This window comes from Vibrio hepatarius (assembly GCF_011806575.1).
Classification (GTDB): Bacteria; Pseudomonadota; Gammaproteobacteria; order Enterobacterales; family Vibrionaceae; genus Vibrio; species Vibrio hepatarius_A.
Genome location: NZ_JAATOO010000015.1, coordinates 76,780 through 98,417, shown reverse-complemented (window position 1 = coordinate 98,417; position 21,638 = coordinate 76,780). Strand labels below are relative to the sequence as shown.

Genomic DNA, 21,638 nt, shown 5'->3' with positions numbered 1-21,638 from the left:
CAACAGCGATAAAAAAACCAGCTAAATAGCTGGTTTTTGATACATGTCTTGTAACGAGTTTACGCGTTGCCTTTCACTTGCATATTGAGCTGCTCAGCGAAATCAAGCATGCGATTAAGCGGGATCAAAGACTTCACTCGTAGCGCTTCATCAACGAAGATCTCGTGGTCTTCACCACCGTCACGTAGCGCGGTTTCGATTGCTTTAAGACCGTTCATTGCCATCCAAGGACAGTGAGCACAGCTGCGGCAAGTGGCACCTGCACCAGCGGTCGGCGCTTCAATTAGCTCTTTCTCAGGCACGAGTTGCTGCATCTTGAAGAAGATACCTTTGTCCGTTGCCACGATCATTTGCTTGTGTGGCAACTCTTTTGCCGCTTTGATGAGCTGGCTGGTTGAGCCCACCGCGTCTGCCAGTTCAACAACGCTTGCTGGTGACTCTGGGTGAACCAAGATTGCCGCTTCTGGGTAGACCGCTTTCATCTTACGTAGCGCGTCTGCCGAAAACTCGTCGTGTACCACACACTCACCTTGCCAAAGCAACATATCAGCGCCAGTTTTGTTGGCAATGTATGAACCTAGATGGCGGTCAGGGCCCCAGATGATCGGTTTATCTTCCGCGTCTAGGTGCTCAACGATTTCAAGGGCAATACTCGATGTAACAACCCAATCTGCGCGCGCTTTTACCGCCGCAGAAGTGTTGGCGTATACAACAACCGTATGGTCTGGGTGTGCGTCACAGAACTCACTGAACTTGTCTGCAGGACAGCCTAAGTCTAATGAACACTCTGCTTCAAGGGTTGGCATCAAGATGCGTTTTTCTGGGGTGAGAATCTTTGCAGATTCCCCCATAAAACGAACACCAGCGATTATTAGGGTGCTTGCTGGGTGACGGTTACCAAACTTCGCCATCTCTAAAGAATCACCTACAAAACCGCCTGTTTCTTCAGCCAGCGCCTGGATTTCAGGGTCGGTATAGTAGTGTGCGATCAGCACCGCGTCTTTTTCTTTCAACAGCTTTTTAATATTCGCAATATACGTTTGCTTTTCGCTGTCTGTAAGCGGTGTTGGTTTTGGAGGAAAAGGGTAAACAGTTTCGATCTTATCTAAAATGTGGCTCATTGCTCTTGCTCTACGCAACTTCCAGTAATCCAAGTATTGTAACCCTAACCCGATTCAAGATGCCAGTTTATAGCCCAATAAGTTGGTTGTTATTGTGCTACTAAAAGGAATAAGCCGAGATCAAAAAAGAGCGCCGAAGCGCTCTTTTTTGTTATACCAATCACAGTAAGTAAATGATCAGATATAGCGAAGGAAAAACACTTGAGAACAAGGCAAAATTTTTCGATAAGTAGTTATTCTACAATCAAAAATTTCAACGCAGTTATCGAGTATTTTAACAAGCTAGAATGAGCAGTTATTTACTACGATTGGTATTAGTTAAGACGCTCGCTTGCGAGCTTCGCCGATGCGCTGTTTGGATATTCATCCAATACTTGCTGGTAGTATTTCTTCGCTTGAGTCGCATTGTTGTTGCGAGTCGCGATGTCACCTAGCTTCACTAAAGCATCAGCACGCTTGTTTGAATCCTTGTAAGAGACAACAGCGGCAAAACTCTTCACTGCGTCTTTATCTTGCTTCTTGGCAAAATAAAGCTGACCTAACCAGTAGTGTGAGTTTGCTGAAAACGTGGAATCAGGGTAGTCACTCTGAAACTTCTGGAACGCTGCAATCGCGCCAGTGTAGTCACGTTTTTTAAGAATAAGGTCGACTGCGTTTTGGTATGCAGTTTGTTCGTCCGCGTTAGTGGTGTACTTTCCGGCAGCGGCACCTTTATCTTGCTTTGGTGCGGGCGTTTCGGCTGCGGGCGCGGCGGCTTTTTGGCTGCGTAGTTTGTCTAGTTCAATAAACAACTCACGCTGACGCTGCAACATTTGTTGCATTTCATAGTTGTTTTGTTCCAGTTGACCACGCAAATCACTGATTTCCAGAGCCATATTGTCCACTTGCTGTTGTAGCTGCAACTGGACGCGATTGCGGTTTTGTAGCAGACGTTCAAGACGCTGAACTTCGGATTCGTTTGTACGGGCAGAGGCAACATTACTACCGCTTAGATCAGATACTGGAGCTGGTGCAGCGAGAACAGTACTCGCTGCACTTGCCAGTAACGTAAGCGTAATGACGCGCTTTAGGTTACTGAACATAGGGATTATCCTTGATTAGTATACTAGAACAGCACGACGGTTCTTAGCGTACACATCATTAGATTGACCTAGAAGAAGAGGCTTCTCTTCGCCGTAGCTAACGATTGAGATTTGGTCCGCTTGAACACCTAGTGCTTGTAGGTATTTCGCAACTGCAGTTGCACGACGCTCGCCTAGTGCGATGTTGTACTCTGGAGTACCACGCTCGTCTGCGTGACCTTCAACAGTTACTTTAAGTGCTGGGTTTTTGCTTAGGTAAGCTGCGTGAGCTGCTAGCATCTCTTCGTAATCCGCAGCGATAGTTGAGTTATCGAATGCAAAGTAGATGGTTGAAGATTCACGTAGAGCTTGCTCTTTAAGTTCTTGCTCAGAAAGCTGGCCATCTTGGTCCATTGGAGAAACAACCGTTGTATCAACGCTACCTGCTTCACCAGCAGTAGTTTGGTTAGTTTCAGAGCCAGTTGCGTTAGCTGCGTCGTCACTTGAACTACACGCTGTAACTGCTAGTACTGGTAGCGCAATTAGTAGCCCTTTAAGAACTTTGTTTAGTTGCATTTTTATTTTTCCTTAGTTGTTGATACTTACTTGCTACAAAAACGGTGACCATGCAGGAGCACGAACTCGTCCGTTTGTTGCTGGTAATCGAGCCTTAAAGCGTCCATCTATCGATACCATCGAAAGAACGTTAGTTTTCTGATAAACAGAGCTGTATATAACCATGCCGCCATTCGGAGCGATGCTTGGAGATTCATCCAACAGTGTCTTGGTTAACACTTGAACCGAACCTGTTTCCAAATCCTGTTTCGCAAGATTAAATCCAGAGTTGCTACGGTTCACCATAATTAGGAACCGACCATCTGGTGTAATCTGACCACCTAGGTTCTGACTTCCCTGCCAGGTCAAACGCTTCGGAGAGCCGCCTGCCAAATCTACTTGATAAATCTGTGGTTTTCCACCTCTATCCGAAGTGAAGATCAAGGTTTTGCCATCTGGATGCCAGAAAGGTTCGGTATTATTTGAGCGACCAGTGGTGATTTGTTTCAGTTTACGCGTCGTCAAATCCATGGTGTAAACATGCAGACTACCTGATTTAGACAACACCAGCGCTAACTGCTTGCCATCTGGGGAAAATCTTGGTGCACCATTGTGACGAGGGTATGACGTGACCTTCTCACGTTCACCGGTATAGATGTTCATGATGAAGATTTCAGCCTGACCATTTTGGAAGCTTACGTACGCAAGCTTTTTACCGTCCGGTGACCATGCTGGTGACATTAGTGGTTGCTTCGAGCGTAATACTAAGCGCTCGTTGTAGCCATCATAGTCCGATACACGAAGTTGGTATGGGTACTTCTGGTCTTTGTCATTCACCACAACATAAGCAATGCGTGTTAAGAACGCGCCGCGCTCACCCGTCAATTCTTGGTAAATCAGATCCGAGATACGGTGTGCGTATTCGCGCATGCGTTTACCCGGAACCGTCGCACGTTTGTTGAACAGTACGTGGTCTTGTGAAAGTACCAATTGACCGTCAGCGCTTAATGCTTTGCTCTGACCTTGCGTTAACTGACCGCGTACGACGTCAACTAACTGGTAGTTGATCAGGTAGCTGCCATCTGGATTTTGCGAGATGCTGCCCGTCAGCAGTGCATCCACACCCATACCCGTCCAAGCGTCAAAATTCACTTCAGACGCGTTATAAGGGGTTTGTGGCATTTTGCTGGTCGGAACCGGACTGAATTTACCACTGCGTTGTAAATCTGAAGCGATAACCGCAGACATGTCATGTGGTAACTTAGTCGCGCCCTCCCACTTGAATGGGACGATCGCAATCGGACGAGCCGAATCAATACCATCGGTAATGACCAGTTCCAATGCCGCATTTGCGACATTCGTTATACTGCTTAGCAGTACAAACATTCCTAGTAAAAGGCGTTTAGTCACGTCTTATTCCTTTTAGTCCAATGCAACAGTTAAGTTGATATCTTTAAGTTTTTCGTTAACAGAAGCTTCCGCCGATTTAGGGAAAGAGCCAACCTGAGCAATCGCACTCTTGGCTGCAGCACACACTCTTGAATCTCCACCCAACACGGTAACACCAGAAACCAACATGTCTGAACCTGTAGGGATCAGTTTGATGTTGACCCTACACTCCTTTCCCAACAGGTAATCGTCCTTAATCAGCCTTTGCTGGATATTTTGAGTATAGATAGACGACATACGTGCCAACTCATCATTAATGAACTGATTACGTGCGGCGCTGTTTTGATCCGCTTCGGTTTCCAATCCTGCAAAGATGTCGTTAAGCGCCGCTTCTTGTTCTTTGCGCTCACGCTCTAAGCGTTGAAGACGCTCTTTCTCTTTGCGGGCTTTTTCTGCTGCTTCCTTAGCGGCCTTCTCTTTAGCGATACGCTCTTGTTCCGCTTTCTTAGCCGCTTCACGTTCACGACGTGCTTTTTCTTCGGCTTCTTTTGCCGCTTTTTCACGTGCGATACGTTCTTGCTCGGCTTTCGCGATCGCCGCTTCTTTCGCTAAACGTTCTTGTTCCGCTTTTTTAACCGCTTCTTCTTTCGCTTTGCGCTCAGCTTCTGCCTTCGCTGCTCGCTCTTTTTCTTTGCGAGCTCGAGCTTCTTCCGCTTGGCGTTCTTTCTCTTTTTGAACGCGCTGCTTTTCAGCTTCACGCGCGGCTTTCGCTTCTTTTGCTTGCTGTTCTTTCAGCTTACGAATACGCTCTTCTTCCGCTTTGCGGTTTTTCTCCAGCTGCTCACTTTCGCGGCGCAGCTTATCTAAACGGTCTTGCTCTTTCTTCGCGGCTTCTTCACGTTGGCTGCGAATTTTCTGTGCCTGCTGCTTGACGAGAGCAGGATCAATCACCACCGCTTGAACCATTTGACCTGTCGGCTCTGGTTTAGACATGGTGAAATCCGCACCCCAGATCAGAGCAACGATCAACAGCGCATGTAGCGAAGTCGATATTGCTATCGACTTGCCGTAATCACTCTTTTTTTTTGGCTTATTGTCTTTCATAAACTAAGCGTGCTTATTCCTTAATGTCCGTCAGCAGACCTACTTTAGGGATACCTGCTTGGCTTAATTCATCCAACACTAATACCACATCTGCGTACGGTGTCGCCGCATCTCCCCCCACTGCAACCGGTGAGTTTGGTTTCAATGAAAGTTCGGCTTTAACGCGGACAATAACGTCTTGAAGCGATAAACCACGTTGCACTTCTTCGTCGTTGACGCTGAGGCCTAAGTTACCGTCACGGTCGATCTCGACAATGATAAAGCTTGCATCATTGTCCCCTGCTAGATCGGAAGCAGGTTTCGCCGTCGCGGTTTTCGGTAGCTCGACATCCACACCTTGGGTGACGAAAGGTGACGTCACCATAAAGATGATCAACAGTACCAACATGACGTCGATATAAGGTACGACGTTGATCTCTGCCGTCATCTTTCGCTTTTTACGTTGATACCCCGCCATTACGCTTATTCCTTATGCACGCTTTCACGGCCAGACATCGCCTGACGGTGAAGAATGCTGTGGAATTCTTCAGAAAACGTGGCGTAGTTGTGCTCTAGTTTGCCAACTTTGTTGCTTAGACGGTTGTAAGCCATTACCGCTGGAATCGCAGCAAACAGACCCATCGCCGTAGCAACAAGTGCTTCCGCGATACCCGGAGCAACCATCGCAAGCGTTGCTTGTTTCACTTCGCCTAGAGCGATAAACGCGTGCATGATACCCCACACGGTACCAAACAGACCGATGTAAGGACTGATCGAACCCACAGTGGCAAGGAAAGGTAGATTGGTTTCCAGTTCGTCGACTTCGCGAGCAACGGCGACGCGCATTGAACGACCTGTGCCTTCCATAATGAAATCGGGTGAATCTACGTTCGATTTACGCAAACGGGCGAATTCTGTGAAGCCTGAGTAGAAAATCTCTTCTGTACCAGACAGTTCATCTTTACGCTTTTTGGCATTTTGATACAGAATCGATAGATCGGTCCCTGACCAGAATTTATCTTCGAATGTTTCGGTATCTTTAAACGCTTGAGAGAGTACTTTGCTGCGTTTGATAATCATTGCCCAAGAAGCAATCGACATACCCAGCAAGGTTAACATCACCATTTTTACCAGCAGACTGGCTTGTAAAAAAAGGTCAAGCATTGAAATATCAGCGGTCACTGTGCGTAAACTCCATAACTATTGATTGAGGAATCGCGATTGGCCTCATTTTCTCATTGTCGATACATGCTACCTTAACCATTGACTTACACAATGATTTGCCCGCAGGATTTACGATCTCCTGACAGAAGGTAAGCGATGCCTTTTTTATTTCTGCGATTGAGCTTTTCACTACCAAGTGGTCGTCTAAACGCGCACCCTGCAAGAAATCGATGTCCATGTGTCGGACTACAAAACCAATGTTTTGTTCCAATAGTGTTTGTTGTGAAACGCCAACACTGCGAAGCAGCTCGGTTCTTGCTCGTTCGAAAAACTTTAGATAGTTAGAATGGTACACAACACCACCAGCATCGGTATCTTCGTAATACACGGTGATTGGCCATTCAAAAATAGCTTGGGTTGATTGCACTACTGAACCCTTTTAACTCGTTGAAGAGCCTTACTATAACGCATCCCATGACCGTATGTGCAAGGGATAACAACGGATTTCCATAAATTGGACAAAAAAATAGCGCCAACTAACAATGTTGGCGCTATTTCAATGAACTATTGGATAAATATCTCTCAGCTCACTTATACCAATCGTATCAATGTCAGATAAATTAGGATCGATAACGAAAAGTATGGGCTGAAGAAAACTTGCCAGTACCAGTTACGAGGTTTGAAACTCAAACCAAAAATCATGCTTGAACAAATTGCCCAAATCATTAGCGGTGAGATAACAGCGTTGAAGCCACCAATGGAAGCAGAATATGCTTCTGGATCCCACATCACCATCGCAACATGATAAAAACCCAGCAATAGTGATAAGACCCTAAACAGGGTCTTATCTAATGGTGCATGTAGCTTGGCTACCTGCGCAGCGAGGTTACTCACTGTCTTTATCCATCATTTCAGAGTGCTCTAACCAAAGAGCGTTGATGATACCGAATGCACAAGCAAGTAGTACACCTAGAATCCATGCGAAATACCACATAGTAAATGCTCCTTAGTAAAGTGAGTTTTTGTTGTCTTCGATGTATTTGTTATCCAGACGACCAAACATCTTGTAGTAAGTCCAAGAGGTGTAGCCAAGGATAACCGGAACCATAACCGCAGCAACCGCTGTCATTAGGTTCAGAGTCAGCTCAGACGACGTAGAATCCCACATGGTCAGACTATGGCTTGGCATTAGGTCTGACGGCATGATGAATGGGAACATCGCGAAACCAGCCGTTAGGATCACACCCGCGTTACCAAGGCTTGAAGCTAGGAACGCGATACCGCCTTTTTCAAGACGAGATGCCAACACAGCGAGTAGCGGCATTACCACACCAAGGATTGGTGCCGTCCACAGTAGCGGATAGGTTTCGAAGTTGTTCATCCAAGCACCCACTTCACGAATCACTTCTTTGTTGAGTGGGTTTGACGCTGCGTTAGTATCGATCACGCTAGTAATCACGTAGCCTTCGATGCTTTGCACCCAGAAACCAGCCGCAACAAACGCAGCGACAGTCAGTAGACCCATAATTTGAGCAACGTTGCGAGCACGCACGTGTACTTGGTCTGTAGTCTTCATCTGTAACCAAGTTGAACCTTGCATCAGAATCATGAACAAGCTAACCAGACCACAAAGTAACGCGAATGGGTTTAGCAGACCAAAGAACGAACCGTGGTACGTTGGCATCATAAAATCACTCAGTTGGAACGGTACGCCTTGTAGCAGGTTACCAAACGCCACACCAAAGATGATTGGTGGAACAAAACCACTGATAGAAATACAGATATCCCAAGTGTTACGCCATTTTGGCTCTTCGATCTTCGAACGATAATCTAAGCCTAGTGGACGTAACCAAAGCGCTGCCAGCGTTACGATCATCGCTAGGTAGAAACCTGAGAACGATGTTGCGTAAACCAAAGGCCATGCAGCAAACAGAGCACCACCAGCGGTGATAAGCCATACTTGGTTACCATCCCAGTGCGGTGCGATGGTGTTGATCATCACACGGCGCTCGTTGTCATTTTTGCCGATAACAGGTACAAGCGCGCCTACACCCATATCGAAACCGTCAGTAATTGCGAAACCTACCAGTAGAACACCGATCAGTACCCACCAGATAAGTCGCAAGATTTCGTAATCAAACATTTCGTGTCTCCTTGCCTTACGCTTCTACTTGGCGGCTAACTTTGTCTTCTACAGAGTCAGCGTTTTGCTCAAAGTGGTAGCGACCAGTTTTCAGGCTGCTTGGACCTTTCCGAGCAAATTTCACCATTAGGTATACTTCGGCAATCAGGAACACTGTGTACAGTGCGATGATTGCGAATAGCGATGTCCAGATTTCAGCCGCTGTCAGCGCAGACGCTGCAACGTGTACCGGAAGGATTTCACCTACCGCCCAAGGCTGACGCCCAAACTCAGCAACAAACCAACCTGCTTCGATCGCAATCCAAGGCAGTGGAATACTGATTAGCGCAGCTTTCAGAATCCAGTTTTTTTGCTCGATCTTTTGACGGCAAGTCTGAATGAACGCCGCACCGAATACGAATAGCATAATGAAGCCACACGCCACCATGATACGGAATGACCAGAATAGCGGCCAAACAGTTGGGATAGAGTCATCCGCAGCGGCTTGGATTTGTTCTTCTGTCGCGTCAACAACGTTTTCGGTGTAACGCTTAAGTAGAAGACCGTAACCGAGGTCACCTTTCACTTCATCAAACGCCGTCATGTTCGCTTCTGATTTATCACCAGCGCGTAGTTTTTCTAGCAACTCGTATGCGTACATACCCGTGCGGATACGCTCAACGTGCTCGTCACGCAGGTCACGAAGACCGGTTACTTGCTCGTCAAAAGAACGCGTTGCGATAATACCCATGACGTAAGGAATCTTGATTGCGTAGTCGGTGTGCATGGTCTCTTGGTTTGGGATACCAAACAGAGTGAAGGCTGCTGGCGCAGGTTCTGTGTGCCACTCTGCTTCGACCGCTGCAAGTTTCACTTTTTGCACTTCACCTAACTCGTAACCTGATTCGTCACCCAGTACGATTACAGACAGGATAGCGGCCATACCAAACGACGCTGCGATAGCGAATGAACGACGTGCGAATGCAATGTCACGACCTTTCAGTAGGTAGTAAGAGCTGATGCCAAGAATAAACATTGCGCCAGTCGTGTAACCTGAAGCCACTGTGTGTACGAACTTAACCTGAGCAACAGGGTTTAGAACCACTTCAGCGAAGCTCACCATTTCCATACGCATAGTTTCGAAGTTGAACTCAGCGCCAACTGGGTTTTGCATCCAACCATTTGCCACTAGGATCCAAAGTGCAGAGAAGTTAGAACCCAACGCTACCAACCAAGTCACAACAAGGTGTTGACGTTTAGTCAGGCGGTCCCAGCCAAAGAAGAACAGACCAACAAACGTCGATTCTAAGAAGAAGGCTACAAGGGCTTCGATCGCTAGAGGAGCACCGAAAATATCACCTACATAATGCGAATAGTACGACCAGTTAGTACCGAACTGGAATTCCATGGTTAAGCCAGTCGCTACACCAAGCGCAAAGTTAATACCAAAAAGCTTACCCCAGAACTTTGTCATGTCCTTATAGATTTGCTTATCCGTCATTACGTACAGAGATTCCATGATGGCTAATAAGAACGCCATACCTAGAGTCAATGGTACGAAGAGGAAGTGATACATCGCTGTCAGTGCAAATTGCAACCGCGATAGATCAACTACGTCAATCATGTTTTCTCCTATGTGTCGGCTGAAGACACTCTCTACATTTTACTTGCATAAGTAAGCGTTTCACACGCTTTATCTTTGTTGCAAAGAAGCAACACCTTGTTGCAAAAATGTACCGTAACGGTTAGTTAATTGTTAAGCATCAGCTAATATAGCTGGAGCTAATATTACTTGTAAAAACAGATTGTTTCAAAAGGTTTATGGGAGAGATTCGCTTTGATTTGAGTCAATCTTTAGACGCTGTTTTTGATTAAAAAATCCACACCTTGATCTACATCAATAGATTATGGTCGAAAATGTTAAGCGACGGTGACTAGTAGACGAGATTAGGTATTTATGCACTACAAGTGCGCAACATCTAATGCTAATCCATTACTTCTTTAGGGGTAGGAGAGATTTTAAAAGTGTGACATCGATCGTATAGAACAAAATAGCCAGTCACGGAGACTGGCTATGAAAACTTATTTTTCAATTCCGAAATGGAGATAAGCTCGATCAGTTGCGATTCGGCCGCGCGGAGTGCGTTGCAGATAGCCTTGTTGAATAAGATACGGCTCTAACACGTCTTCGATGGTGTCTTTCTCTTCACCGATCGCTGCCGCCATGTTATCTAACCCAACCGGACCACCAGAGAATTTCTCCATGATCGCCAGTAAGAGCTTTCTGTCCATGTAGTCAAAGCCTTGAGCGTCGACGTCTAACATGTTTAGCGCTTTATCAGCAATATCCACGCAAATGTGACCATTACCCTTCACTTCTGCATAGTCTCGCACGCGGCGCAACAAACGGTTGGCGATACGCGGTGTTCCTCGCGCTCGTCGTGCGACTTCCAGCGCACCATCGGCGTCCATTGATAAGCCCAGGCAATCCGCGCTGCGCTGGACGATGTTTTGCAGATCAGCGATCTTGTAGTACTCAAGGCGCTGAGTAATACCGAAACGGTCGCGCAGAGGCGAAGTCAACGAGCCGGCTCGGGTGGTCGCGCCGATCAAAGTAAACGGCGGTAGGTCAATCTTGATTGAGCGAGCCGCAGGCCCTTCACCAATCATGATGTCCAACTGGTAGTCTTCCATCGCAGGATACAGCACCTCTTCCACCATCGGGCTTAAGCGGTGTATCTCATCGATGAAGAGCACGTCGTTTTCTTCTAAATTGGTCAGCAGCGCGGCAAGGTCTCCGGCTTTTTCCAATACAGGACCTGATGTGGTGCGAATATTTACGCCCATTTCATTGGCAACAATGTTCGCCAGTGTGGTTTTACCCAAACCTGGAGGACCAAAGATCAATAGATGGTCGAGCGCTTCTTGGCGAAGCTGCGCCGCTTTAATAAAGATCTCCATCTGGTTACGAACGTGGTCTTGCCCTTTGTAGTCTTCAAGCTTCTTAGGACGAATGGCACGGTCGATGACGTCTTCATCGCGGTAGGTTGGATTCTCTGGTGCGATTAAGCGATCCGCTTCAATCATAGTCGGTAACCTTGTGTTTAAACCATCGATTTAAGAGCTTCGCGGATCAGATCTTCGCTGCTCATATCCGCAGTCATAACTTGAGAAACCACTTTCGACGCTTGTGTTGGTTTGTATCCCAACGCCAACAGAGCACTGATCGCTTCTTCTTCTGCGCTGTTTGTCGCTGGCGTGTTATCAACGGGTGCAGCGTCAGTGTACGGCGTAAACAGGTCTCCTGCTCCCCACCCTTTCAGGCGGTCTTTCATTTCGACCACCAAACGCTCGGCAGTTTTCTTACCTACGCCCGGCAATTTCACCAATGTCGATACGTCTTCACGCTCTACACAAGAAACAAACTGGCTTGCCGTCATACCCGACAAAATACCCAGACCGAGTTTAGGGCCAACACCGTTTGCTTTGATCACTTCGCGGAACAGCGCACGCTCTTTTACTGTGTTGAAACCGTAAAGCAGTTGGGCATCTTCTCGAACAACAAAGTGAGTATAAATGATCGCTTCTTCACCGATGTTTGGCAGTTCATAGAAGCAGCTCATTGGCATTTGCACTTCATAACCGATGCCATTCACTTCGATGAGCAATTCAGGGGGTTGTTTTTCAATCAGAATGCCGCGTAGACGTCCAATCACAGTAAATTCTCTTTAGAAATGGATTTGCGACAGGATAATAAAGAACTGGATAGACATCCAGTTCTTTATCGATTGTGTTGTCATTTTTGAGTAAACCGTCCCGCAGACTCAACTGCGGTTTATCGGTAGCGACCTCGGCGTGCACTGGTCGCTTTACCTGCCATCGCCACAAGGGTTTTGTTGGTGTTAGCGTGACAAATAGCGACACCGAGCGCATCGGCTGCATCGGCCTGAGGTTTGGAAGGCAGTTTCAGCATATGTTGTACCATGTGCTGCACCTGCGCCTTGTCGGCTGCCCCCGTACCAACAACCGCTTGTTTAATCAAACGCGCTGCGTATTCGTAGACCGGCAGCTCATTGTTTACCGCGGCAACAATCGCACTCCCACGTGCTTGACCAAGTTTCAGCGCAGAGTCGGCGTTACGCGCCATAAATACTTGCTCAATAGCAAACACATCGGGTTGGAACTGGGTAATGATTTCAGACACACCCGCGTAGATCTGCCTTAATCTACCCGGGAGTTCTTTTTCTGAAGTTCGGATACAGCCACTGCCAAGGTATTGCAAGTGGCGACCGGTTTGGCGAATGACCCCATAGCCCGTAATTCGCGAGCCTGGGTCGATACCTAATATTACTGACATTGAAACCTAATCGTCATTATTTCTTCTAACGGTATGGTAAATCAGACAGCAGACTATATCGAGGTAATTATCGCGCGACTCGACAAACCTGGCTCTAATGGAACTTCAATCACTTGCGTTGGCTCATTGATCAAACGCTCGCCTGTCCAGTAATCGTACCAAAAGACAGGATGATCTGAGGTTAACGTCACGTCACGCCCCGGTTGTTGGTAATTAAACAAACAGTGCAGCTCATTGTGCTCCGTTACGGGTAAAAAAGCATGATGTAAGTTAAGCGCCGTAAATCGCGCCGCCTGCTGGGTATGCTTATGGCGAAGAATCAACTTAGACAAACTCTGCTTAGCAAAAGGCGTTAAGTCTGGGAGTGGGTCACCAGAAAGCAGTAATCCGCCACACGCCAGCAGCGCATCACGGTGAAACTCGTAATTTTGCCGATCGGTCGCTTGATTGGACAACGAGACAAACGTCGCACAGTCCGGATCAATTTGCCATAACTTACGATGTTGCCAACTTCGATAAAACGTTTCCTTGGCAATCTGCTCAAAACGGCTGGCGCTGCGCTCAACGTCATCCGATACTCGCATCGCATCGACCATACCTAATGACGGCCACATTGGCGCGTTGCAGCCGAGAATCATCGCATCCCCAGCGCCTTCAGCTATTGCTTCCATCCCCATTCGGTAAGCTTCGACACCCGTTACCCCGCTTTGATGACGCGTACCTTTGAGCGTCCCCCAATAATTGGCATCAAGTTTAAACATCTCAACACCCCATTCCTCACGCATGGTTTTAACCACCAACGTTAAGTGTTCTTGCACCACAGGGTTGGAGGTATCGAGGATATACCAAGGCGTGCAACGCCAACCCGCATAGGTAATGTCTTCCGCTTTAAGTGGCTGTCCATTGTCATGGGTCACAAACCAATCAGGGTGTTGTTGGAACAGCTGAGACTCTGGTTGTGCAATAAATGGCGCTAACCAAATCGCTGGCTTTTTACCTTTCGACTTGATGGCCTGAAGCACCGAATGGACGCCAGAAGGAAACTTATCAGACGGCGTTAACCAATCGCCCATGAACGCTTGATAACCATCATCGATCAAAACATATTCCAGCGGCATCAAATCTGAATGCATCGCCTCTAGATTCTCAACGATATCTTGTTGTTTAACGTCAGCGTAATAAGCGTACCAAGAACACCAGCCGATCGGCGCATTCGCGGTGACACCGTCGCGCTTAGGATGATGAGCTTCTATCAAGCGACTGAACTCGTTGAAAAGCTCGCTCATCGATTCACCCTGCAAAAACACCACCGATTCCAGTTGATTGCTCGACCAGTCTTGTGGGTGAGAGTTTTCTCCGTCCAAATAGGCATTAATCAAGGTGTGGTTATCGCGATGTTCAAACTCAAAGTAACCGGCAAAGCGGTGACAAGAGGTAAAACCAAACAGTGCATAACCAGATGAGCTTTCGATCACCATGTAGTTGTAATAGCGCTGAGGGTCGCGAGGCGGATAAATCCGATAGGTAGAGCTGTTGTCTGGGCAACGACCGACTGGCGTGGGATCAAACGCCGTACCTGTCGTCTGGCACAACATCTGGAAACCGTCGCCTAATACGACGGCGCTACGCTCATAATCGAACACCGTTTGGCACAGTAGGAAACGGTTACTTAAGCCATCGTTATTGATGCCTTGATAGGAAAAACTCAGCTCGTTTTGGGTATGCTCTGTGCGTACGTCAAAGTTAGGAACATTAACGATACGCCCATTTGATAGTTCTATTTTTTGAGCCATAGCAAAGTCCCAGTTATCGCTAGATAATTTAATTAGAGCATTGGATACGGCTACTGTCTATTTCATCAACAGCGCATTTCATTGCCTGTCTCACGCTTTTGACAATTCAACAAGATGCTTATCAAATGCGTTGGTTACGCCTTAAACAATCAGCTTAAAAATGCAGCAGCGCACTTGAGTTGCTTATCGCAAAGACAAAAAAATACCAGCCTAGCAAGACTGGTATTTTTGATGAGAATGTCGTGATTACGCGACTTCGATTGGACCACCAAATGAAGTGACTGGTGGAACTTTACCTTTAAACTTCTCAAACTGAACGATACAGGTGTTTGCCGAGGTTGCCTGAGCAAGCTCTGAAGAACCGATATCCATTGTCAGAGTATTCGGGTCACCGTAAGTACAGATCGCACCTTCTTTCTCGTTTAGCGGACCGTACCATGCACCTTCTTCGATACGGATAACGCCACGTGGGTAGCTGTCAGTCAGTACTGCACCAGCTAGAAGCTGACCACGGTCGTTGTATACGCGTACTAAATCACCGTCTTTAATGCCTTTTTCTTTTGCATCTAGCGGGTTGATATAAACCGGTTCACGACCTTGTACCGCGTAAGTCGCGCGGAACTCTTCAGATTCACACATTTGTGAGTGCAGACGTTTGTCTGGGTGACAAGACTGCAGCCAGAATGGGTATTTATCTGAACCCGGACCACCGTGAGAACGTTCTGTCTTTTCAAACCACATTGGGTGCTCTTGACAGTGTTCGTAGCCGTAACGACCAATCTTACGTGACGTGATCTCGATAAAGCCTGACGGAGTACCTAGTGCGTTGATCTCTGGGTCTTTACGGAAGTCCGCATGGCGAACCCAAGGTTGGCCTTCACCAAAGTCTAGTACGCTCTTCTCCCAGAACTCATCAAATTCTGGCATATCGAACTTGTCTTTGTTCGCTGCACGACAATCATCGTACAAAGAACGAACCCATTGCATTTCATCCATACCACGGGTGTACTCGTTGTGGCGGCCAAAGCGACGAGTTAGCTCAGTAAAGATCTCGAAGTCCGTCTTAGACTGGAACAATGGATCCACCAAACGGTGCATCGCAATCAAACCCTTACCTGAGTAAGAACCGTACACATCAATGTCGTTACGTTCCCATTGTGTACACGCTGGTAGAACGATATCTGAGAAACGACAAGTTGCTGTCCACGCGAACTCAATAGTCACAACAGTTTGCAGCTTCTTGAACGCTTTCTTCATGCGGTTGCGGTCTTGGTGGTGATGCCACGGGTTGTTACCCGAGATAACCATCATCTTGTAACCCGGCAACTTCACTTTTGAGCCGTTGTAGCGGATCTCTTTACCCGGTTCTAGCAAACAGTCAATCCAACGTGCAACAGGGATTGTTTTGCTGTAGCCGTTAAAGTCGTCGTTATCCCATTTTGGTTTCATACCTTGGTCAAGGTTACGTGGGAAACCGCCTGGCGCCGCAAAACCTGTCGAAGGAACACCTATACCTGAGTAATGGTGACCGTAAGAGATACCGCCGCCCGGTAGACCGATTTGACCAACCATTGCTGCAACAACGGCTGCTGCCCAGTATGGTTGCTCACCGTGTTCCTGACGCTGAATACACCAGCCCATCAGAATCTGAGTACGGCCGTTGACTAGCATACGAGCGAATTCGCGGATCTTGTCTGCGCTCACGCCACAGATTTCAGCAGCCCACTCTGGTGTCTTCTCGATTTTGTCTTTCGATTCACCTTGAACGTACTTGATGAAGTCTTCAAAGCCTAGACAGTAAGTCTCGATGAACTTCTTGTCGTATAGATCTTCGTTGTACAGCACGTGAGCGATCGCTAGCATGAATGCCACGTCGGTCAATGGGTTGATGTACAAGTGATCATTTTGCAGGAATCGCTGCGTCTTGTTCTTCACAGGGTCAACCGAGATCACGTTGATCTCACCCTTCGACACTTTTTCTTTCAGTTGTTCAAGGTATGGGAAAGACTGGTGAGTTTCACAGTTCCAACCTACCTGTAGGTTCTTCACTGGGTCGTTCGCCCAAAGGATGATGTTGTCAGAGTTCTTTAAGATCTCAGACCACGACGTACCTTGTGCGTAAACCTCAGTAGAGCCCAGCACGTAAGGCAGGATGGTTTGACCTGCACCCGTTGAGTAGTCACCCACTTTAGTGATGAAGTTACCGTGCATACCTACTGCGCGTTGCATATGACTGGTACAGCTATGGAACTGACCTGTTTGACGCCAACCTGTCTGACCTGCGTGCAACGCCCAAGGACCGTAGTCTTTCTGTACACGCTCAAGCTCACGGTAGAAAAGGTCTAGCGCTTCATCCCAAGTTACGCGAATAAAGCGGTTGTCACCACGCGTTTCTGCGCTGTATTTGTGCTTTTTCAGCCAATCTAGGCGAACCATTGGGTAACGCACACGTGATGGGCTGTAGATAATACCTTTAATACCGTTCAACATTTCTGTTGGGTTAGAGTCTGATTCCAGCGGTTTGATCTCTTGGACTTTACCCGCGTAGACGTGGGCGCGGAACGCGCCCCAGTGTGAACCTGACACTTTCCAAGTACCGGTTGTTTCTGCTGCACTCGCAGACGCTGAGGCCAATAAGCTTGGACCAATGACCGATGCCGCGCTGGTAGTCGCAACACCTTTCAGAAAACTTCTTCGTGTAATAGCCATTTCAATTACTCCGTATGACGCTTATTAGTGGTGACCTTCAGCAAAATCTGAAGAGTGCTTCTGTAGATACTTCAATACTAACGCTTCGCTGTCAGTGTCGAAGTTAACGAATGCAAGCATACCGTTGAACATACCCGGCCATGTGTTCGCGTCGAAGTGCGCTTCATCAGGCTGCGTGTGACATACAGAACAGTTGGTTTTGTACGCTTCACTCGCTTTCTCCCAGATAGGCGTTACGTCGTTAAGCATCGCTTCTTTCTTCATCCACACTTTCGCCGCCACTTTCTCCCATGGCAGACCCGTTAGCTCATCGATTTTCTTCTCGCCAGCCGTCACGATTTCATCGCTTTGTGCCGCTTCTTTAAGTAGAGAACCCACTGCGATGTTCATACCGAAGTCTTCTTGAATTACACGACCAAAACCTTTTGCTTTACGCCAGCCATCGATCTCAACCTGAATCATCTCACCGTCGTCTTCAAGAACAGTCACAGTAGACGCAGGGTTAAGCAGACCAGCTTCCTCGCTCGCTTGCGCGTCGAAGTAAACCGGTAGGTGACGAACACTTACCAATGCTTGACCAACCGAGTAATCAGTATTCGATGTCAATTGCTCTAGCTCACCAACGATACCACCAATGCTATCCATACCCGCTGGAAGTTGGTGCGCAATACCTTTGTGACAGTCAACACAGCTTTGATCTTTCTCTGCCGCTTGTTTCATCTGGATACGAGCAGTCGGAGACATTTGCTCGAAGTCCATCGACTCATAGTTGTGACAGTTTTTACACTCAAGGGATTTGTTTGCCGAGAAACGGTCCCACTCGTGTTTAGCTAGTTCGATACGGCGCTCTTCAAATACGCCCGGTTCGTCGTAATTGCCAAATACTTGCGCAAAAACTTCTTTTGATGCCTGCATCTTACGTGCAATTTTGTCTGTCCAGTTGTGAGGAACGTGACAGTCAGGGCAAGTCGCGCGTACGCCTGAGTGGTTTTTCCAGTGTACCGTTTCTTGAAGTTCTACGTATACGTTGTCACGCATGGTATGACAGCTGATACAGAATTTTTCAGTGTTAGTCGCTTCTAAAGCTGTGTTAAAGCCACCCCAGAAGATAACACCTGCAATAAAGCCGCCCATAGTCAGCACACCAAGGCTGATATGAACTGCAGGGCGCGTCATAGTACGCCACAGTTTGATAATTAATGATTTCATGGTTTGCTCTCTTAAAATCTTTCAAAAATGTGGAAATAAGCTCGATGGCTTACATGCCATGTGCGCCAGGAGGACCAAAGAAGAATACTTGCAGCATCCAAACAATGAATCCGTAGCCTCCGACAAAAGCCACACTCAGAATCGGAAAGAGAACAACTGCAATGAAGAGGAACGACTTCCACTCCAGAGAGCGTTTTTCACCACTCTCAATTTTGTTAACATCACTCATACATTTGCCTATCTTGTATTTAGTGTTTTGGGATAGCTTCAGTGATCAAGCTAAAGTTTTTTTACAATTTCTACTTCAAAATGTTAGACCATACTAATAGTGAGGTTCAACGAATTCCGACCCTTCAAACCTTGTTATTCCACACTTTTTTGAGCTTAACCAGAGATGTGTTTGAATAAGAAATCATGTATAGATTTGCATAGAAATATGAAGAATTGTGAACAGTTAAATCGTTGTTAAATCAGCAACATTTTACAAACAAAAAGCAAACCAAACGGAAAATATCGCCCTTAAGATCATCGAAAAATTTACCGCTCAGACACCAAGATGTGAACAAAATGTATGCAGTTTTGTAGCAATTTATGTCTACAGATAACGCGATACTCTTGGCAAAAAGCTCACCACGTTGCCTTGCTAAGTGGCTGAAATATCGCTTCCTCGTTACAATGGAGAAACGTCGAATGGAGTGATCAGATGAATAGCGTTGTAGATATTTCTTGGCCGTTGCTTGGGGTGTTCTTTTGTACTTTAGCGATCCCGTTGTTTATCAGTCGCTATTACCAACTAGGTATCAGCAAAGATATTTTGATCAGTGTAGGCCGAATGACCGTGCAGTTAATCTTCATCGGCCTGTATTTGGAGTACTTATTTGCGCTAAATAACGTCTGGGTGAACTTAGTTTGGTTGCTGGTGATGACGGTGATTGGCACCAGCTCAATCATCGATAAAGCCAAATTGCCTAAACGACCGTTATTTGTTCCTGTGATCACTGGTTTATTGGTTGGTCTTTCACCCATGTTGGCCGTGATATGCGTATTGGTGGTAAAGCCCGATCCATTCTACAGCGCCCAGTATATGATCCCATTGGCGGGCATGTTGCTTGGCAACTCGCTCGGCGGCAACATCGTCACTTTGCAGAACTTCTTTACCGCTTTATCCCAGCGTAAAGACGAATATGAAGCGGCTATCTCTTTGGGGGCCTCTGTCCAGTTTGCGACGCTCCCTTTTCTACGTGAAGCGATTCAAAAATCACTCGCACCTAGCCTCGCTTCAATGGCCACGACAGGGCTGGTAACCTTACCGGGAATGATGACTGGTCAAATACTCGGTGGCGCAAATCCAGTCATCGCAATCAAATATCAACTTATGATCATGATCGCGATCTTCGTCATGATGTCGGTTTCAACGTCTATCTGCTTGAACTTGACGATCCGTAGCGCGATTCATCCCCATGGCCGAGTACTGATCAAACGCTTAGATAATCAATAGATCTGGAGCGAAACGTGCCAATAAGATCTTATCCACAGAATCTGTGGATAACAGTGGTGATACATATTTAGTGGATCCTCTACAGTGCTGAAATACTCTGGCATCGGAGTATTTTACAGTTATCTGACATAGTAAAAAGCGTACGTAAGACGTAATAAATGCGTCATTTGGCTCCGCTACATTGCAAGAACACACACTCACAAGGATAGCGTTATGTGTCTACAGTACGGCATTGAACAAGTTTTGTACAAAGCGACAGAAGAGGATGAACTGCGTGACTGGTTAGTTGATGAGCCACAAGGGTTGGTTACAGCAGAAGAGTTGTACAGACTAGAAAGATGAGATTAGTTAAGGGAGTAGATATTGTATCTACTCCCTGCAGGTCAATCAGTCGCGCAGGTAAATTAGCCAGTACCATATGCCGACAAACACACCACCGCCGATGATGTTACCTAACGTCACTGGAAGCAGGTTATTCAGCAAGAAATCGACCATGTTGAGGTCGGCATAGTCGGCAATGTTAGCGCCAGTCATTTGCCAAAATTCTGCGGGCGCCAAATTCTTAATACCAATCGCCATCGGCACTTGGAACATGTTTGCAATGCAGTGTTCAAAACCTGCTGAAACGAACATCGCCACTGGCAAGATCATCACCGCGATTTTATCTGTTAGTGTGCGACCGCTGAATGTCATCCATACTGCGACACACACCAAGACGTTACACATTACGCCTAAGGCAACGGCTGATAAGAATGTATGGTGCATCTTGTGTTGAGAAATCGCCATCGCATTCAGGCCAACTTGGCCGTGGTCAAACATATATTGCTTGGTCATCAGCATACAGAACACTAACAACAGTGCCCCGATCAAGTTTCCGCTATACACCACCAGCCAGTTTTTGAACAGCATTTTCCACGTGATCTTGCCGCTTGCTCTCGCCACCAGCGTCAGTACAGAACTGGTGAAAAGTTCACCGCCGGTTACCACTACAAGGATCAGGCCTAGACTAAACGCTAAGCCACCGATTAAGCGTGTAATACCCCAAGGCAGATCAGCCGCTCCAGTGGTCACTATGGTGTAAAAAACGAAGGCAATCCCAATATGCAGACCAGCAGAAATCGCCAGTAGAAAGGATTTAACAGGGTCTTTGGTCGCTTTACCAACCCCTACTTCTGCGGCGCGCTCAGCCATTTGCGGCGGAAGCAAAGAATCAAATTGGTTAAGATTAATCATCGAGGAAACATTTTGAAACAAATGGACGTTGGGCGCGGATAATTACTCGAAAAGTGATCTATTTCAAGCACTAAATATGAGTTTGCACTCAGTTGGTTATCTTTTTATTAAACCCTAGAGCATTCGATAAAATTATCAGTATAAAAACAGATAAATAAAGCTCAACAGACTAAATTAAAAGCATATAAATCAATTGGTTAATATAAAACTCTATTGAAAACTTACTTCTGAGACACTCTTAGTTCTATTATTCATAATAATTGAATTTTTTATTATTTTTCTCTATTAAGTTAGTGTTACTCCCTAGGAGCAGTCATTTGGGCATAAATATCCAGTAAGGTGTT

Annotated in this window: 22 protein-coding genes; 2 read left to right on the top strand and 20 right to left on the bottom strand. The window is 46.7% G+C overall.

Annotation, left to right across the window (positions count from 1 at the left end; genetic code table 11):
• Positions 1-59 precede the first annotated feature (59 nt).
• The 19 genes from nadA to torE form a co-directional block, all read right to left on the bottom strand.
• Positions 60-1,121, bottom strand: a complete 1,062-nt coding sequence (gene nadA / locus HCZ42_RS13435) for a quinolinate synthase NadA (protein WP_167421174.1) — start codon at positions 1,119-1,121, stop codon at positions 60-62.
• 314 nt (positions 1,122-1,435) lie between these two features.
• Positions 1,436-2,203 carry a tol-pal system protein YbgF gene (gene ybgF, locus HCZ42_RS13430; protein WP_167421173.1) on the bottom strand — a complete coding sequence of 256 codons (768 nt, stop codon included), beginning with the start codon at positions 2,201-2,203 and terminating at the stop codon, positions 1,436-1,438.
• Positions 2,204-2,218: 15 nt separating this feature from the next.
• Positions 2,219-2,758, bottom strand: coding sequence for a peptidoglycan-associated lipoprotein Pal (gene pal, locus HCZ42_RS13425; protein ID WP_167421172.1), 540 nt, complete (start codon positions 2,756-2,758; stop codon positions 2,219-2,221).
• A 33-nt stretch (positions 2,759-2,791) separates the two neighbouring features.
• Positions 2,792-4,147: a Tol-Pal system beta propeller repeat protein TolB gene (tolB, locus tag HCZ42_RS13420; RefSeq protein WP_167421171.1), complete on the bottom strand. Its 1,356-nt coding sequence runs from the start codon at positions 4,145-4,147 to the stop codon at positions 2,792-2,794.
• A 12-nt stretch (positions 4,148-4,159) separates the two neighbouring features.
• On the bottom strand, positions 4,160-5,230 hold the full coding sequence (tolA, locus tag HCZ42_RS13415; RefSeq protein WP_167421170.1) for a cell envelope integrity protein TolA: 1,071 nt from the start codon (positions 5,228-5,230) through the stop codon (positions 4,160-4,162).
• 13 nt (positions 5,231-5,243) lie between these two features.
• Positions 5,244-5,687: a protein TolR gene (tolR, locus tag HCZ42_RS13410; RefSeq protein ID WP_167421169.1), complete on the bottom strand. Its 444-nt coding sequence runs from the start codon at positions 5,685-5,687 to the stop codon at positions 5,244-5,246.
• A 5-nt stretch (positions 5,688-5,692) separates the two neighbouring features.
• The gene (gene tolQ, locus HCZ42_RS13405) at positions 5,693-6,391 is read right to left on the bottom strand and encodes a protein TolQ (protein WP_167421168.1); all 699 of its coding nucleotides are present in this window, start codon (positions 6,389-6,391) and stop codon (positions 5,693-5,695) included.
• Positions 6,381-6,800, bottom strand: coding sequence for a tol-pal system-associated acyl-CoA thioesterase (gene ybgC, locus HCZ42_RS13400; protein WP_053410825.1), 420 nt, complete (start codon positions 6,798-6,800; stop codon positions 6,381-6,383). Before ybgC ends, tolQ begins: the two co-directional genes overlap by 11 nt.
• 164 nt (positions 6,801-6,964) lie before the next feature.
• The gene (gene ybgE / locus HCZ42_RS13395; protein WP_167421167.1) at positions 6,965-7,267 is read right to left on the bottom strand and encodes a cyd operon protein YbgE; all 303 of its coding nucleotides are present in this window, start codon (positions 7,265-7,267) and stop codon (positions 6,965-6,967) included.
• Positions 7,260-7,367, bottom strand: coding sequence for a cytochrome bd-I oxidase subunit CydX (gene cydX, locus HCZ42_RS13390; RefSeq protein WP_000270284.1), 108 nt, complete (start codon positions 7,365-7,367; stop codon positions 7,260-7,262). Before cydX ends, ybgE begins: the two co-directional genes overlap by 8 nt.
• Positions 7,368-7,379: 12 nt before the next feature.
• Positions 7,380-8,516: a cytochrome d ubiquinol oxidase subunit II gene (gene cydB / locus HCZ42_RS13385; protein WP_053410823.1), complete on the bottom strand. Its 1,137-nt coding sequence runs from the start codon at positions 8,514-8,516 to the stop codon at positions 7,380-7,382.
• Positions 8,517-8,532: 16 nt separating this feature from the next.
• Positions 8,533-10,119 carry a cytochrome ubiquinol oxidase subunit I gene (gene cydA / locus HCZ42_RS13380; RefSeq protein WP_167421166.1) on the bottom strand — a complete coding sequence of 529 codons (1,587 nt, stop codon included), beginning with the start codon at positions 10,117-10,119 and terminating at the stop codon, positions 8,533-8,535.
• A gap of 458 nt (positions 10,120-10,577) precedes the next feature.
• Entirely contained in the window at positions 10,578-11,582 is a 1,005-nt protein-coding gene (gene ruvB / locus HCZ42_RS13375) for a Holliday junction branch migration DNA helicase RuvB (protein ID WP_167421165.1), read from the bottom strand.
• Between the two features lie 17 nt (positions 11,583-11,599).
• Positions 11,600-12,211 carry a Holliday junction branch migration protein RuvA gene (gene ruvA, locus HCZ42_RS13370; protein ID WP_053410820.1) on the bottom strand — a complete coding sequence of 204 codons (612 nt, stop codon included), beginning with the start codon at positions 12,209-12,211 and terminating at the stop codon, positions 11,600-11,602.
• Positions 12,212-12,330: 119 nt separating this feature from the next.
• A complete protein-coding gene (gene ruvC / locus HCZ42_RS13365; RefSeq protein ID WP_053410819.1) occupies positions 12,331-12,852 on the bottom strand; it encodes a crossover junction endodeoxyribonuclease RuvC in 522 nt (173 codons plus the stop codon).
• A gap of 53 nt (positions 12,853-12,905) precedes the next feature.
• Positions 12,906-14,645 carry a glycoside hydrolase family 36 protein gene (locus HCZ42_RS13360; protein ID WP_167421164.1) on the bottom strand — a complete coding sequence of 580 codons (1,740 nt, stop codon included), beginning with the start codon at positions 14,643-14,645 and terminating at the stop codon, positions 12,906-12,908.
• A 246-nt stretch (positions 14,646-14,891) separates the two neighbouring features.
• Positions 14,892-17,354, bottom strand: coding sequence for a trimethylamine-N-oxide reductase TorA (gene torA / locus HCZ42_RS13355; RefSeq protein ID WP_167421163.1), 2,463 nt, complete (start codon positions 17,352-17,354; stop codon positions 14,892-14,894).
• Positions 17,355-17,378: 24 nt separating this feature from the next.
• A complete protein-coding gene (gene torC, locus HCZ42_RS13350; RefSeq protein ID WP_167421162.1) occupies positions 17,379-18,563 on the bottom strand; it encodes a pentaheme c-type cytochrome TorC in 1,185 nt (394 codons plus the stop codon).
• A 49-nt stretch (positions 18,564-18,612) separates the two neighbouring features.
• Positions 18,613-18,792 (bottom strand): trimethylamine N-oxide reductase system protein TorE, encoded by a 180-nt coding sequence (gene torE, locus HCZ42_RS13345; RefSeq protein ID WP_005378141.1) that lies wholly within the window; start codon positions 18,790-18,792, stop codon positions 18,613-18,615.
• A gap of 474 nt (positions 18,793-19,266) precedes the next feature.
• Between torE and HCZ42_RS13340 the strand changes: the two genes are divergently transcribed.
• Entirely contained in the window at positions 19,267-20,061 is a 795-nt protein-coding gene (locus tag HCZ42_RS13340) for an ABC transporter permease (RefSeq protein ID WP_167421161.1), read from the top strand.
• Between the two features lie 213 nt (positions 20,062-20,274).
• On the top strand, positions 20,275-20,403 hold the full coding sequence (locus HCZ42_RS22045; protein ID WP_303047959.1) for a hypothetical protein: 129 nt from the start codon (positions 20,275-20,277) through the stop codon (positions 20,401-20,403).
• 45 nt (positions 20,404-20,448) lie between these two features.
• On the opposite strand, the gene focA is transcribed toward HCZ42_RS22045, so the two are convergent.
• Positions 20,449-21,291, bottom strand: coding sequence for a formate transporter FocA (focA, locus tag HCZ42_RS13335; protein WP_167421188.1), 843 nt, complete (start codon positions 21,289-21,291; stop codon positions 20,449-20,451).
• Between the last annotated feature and the right edge of the window lie 347 nt (positions 21,292-21,638).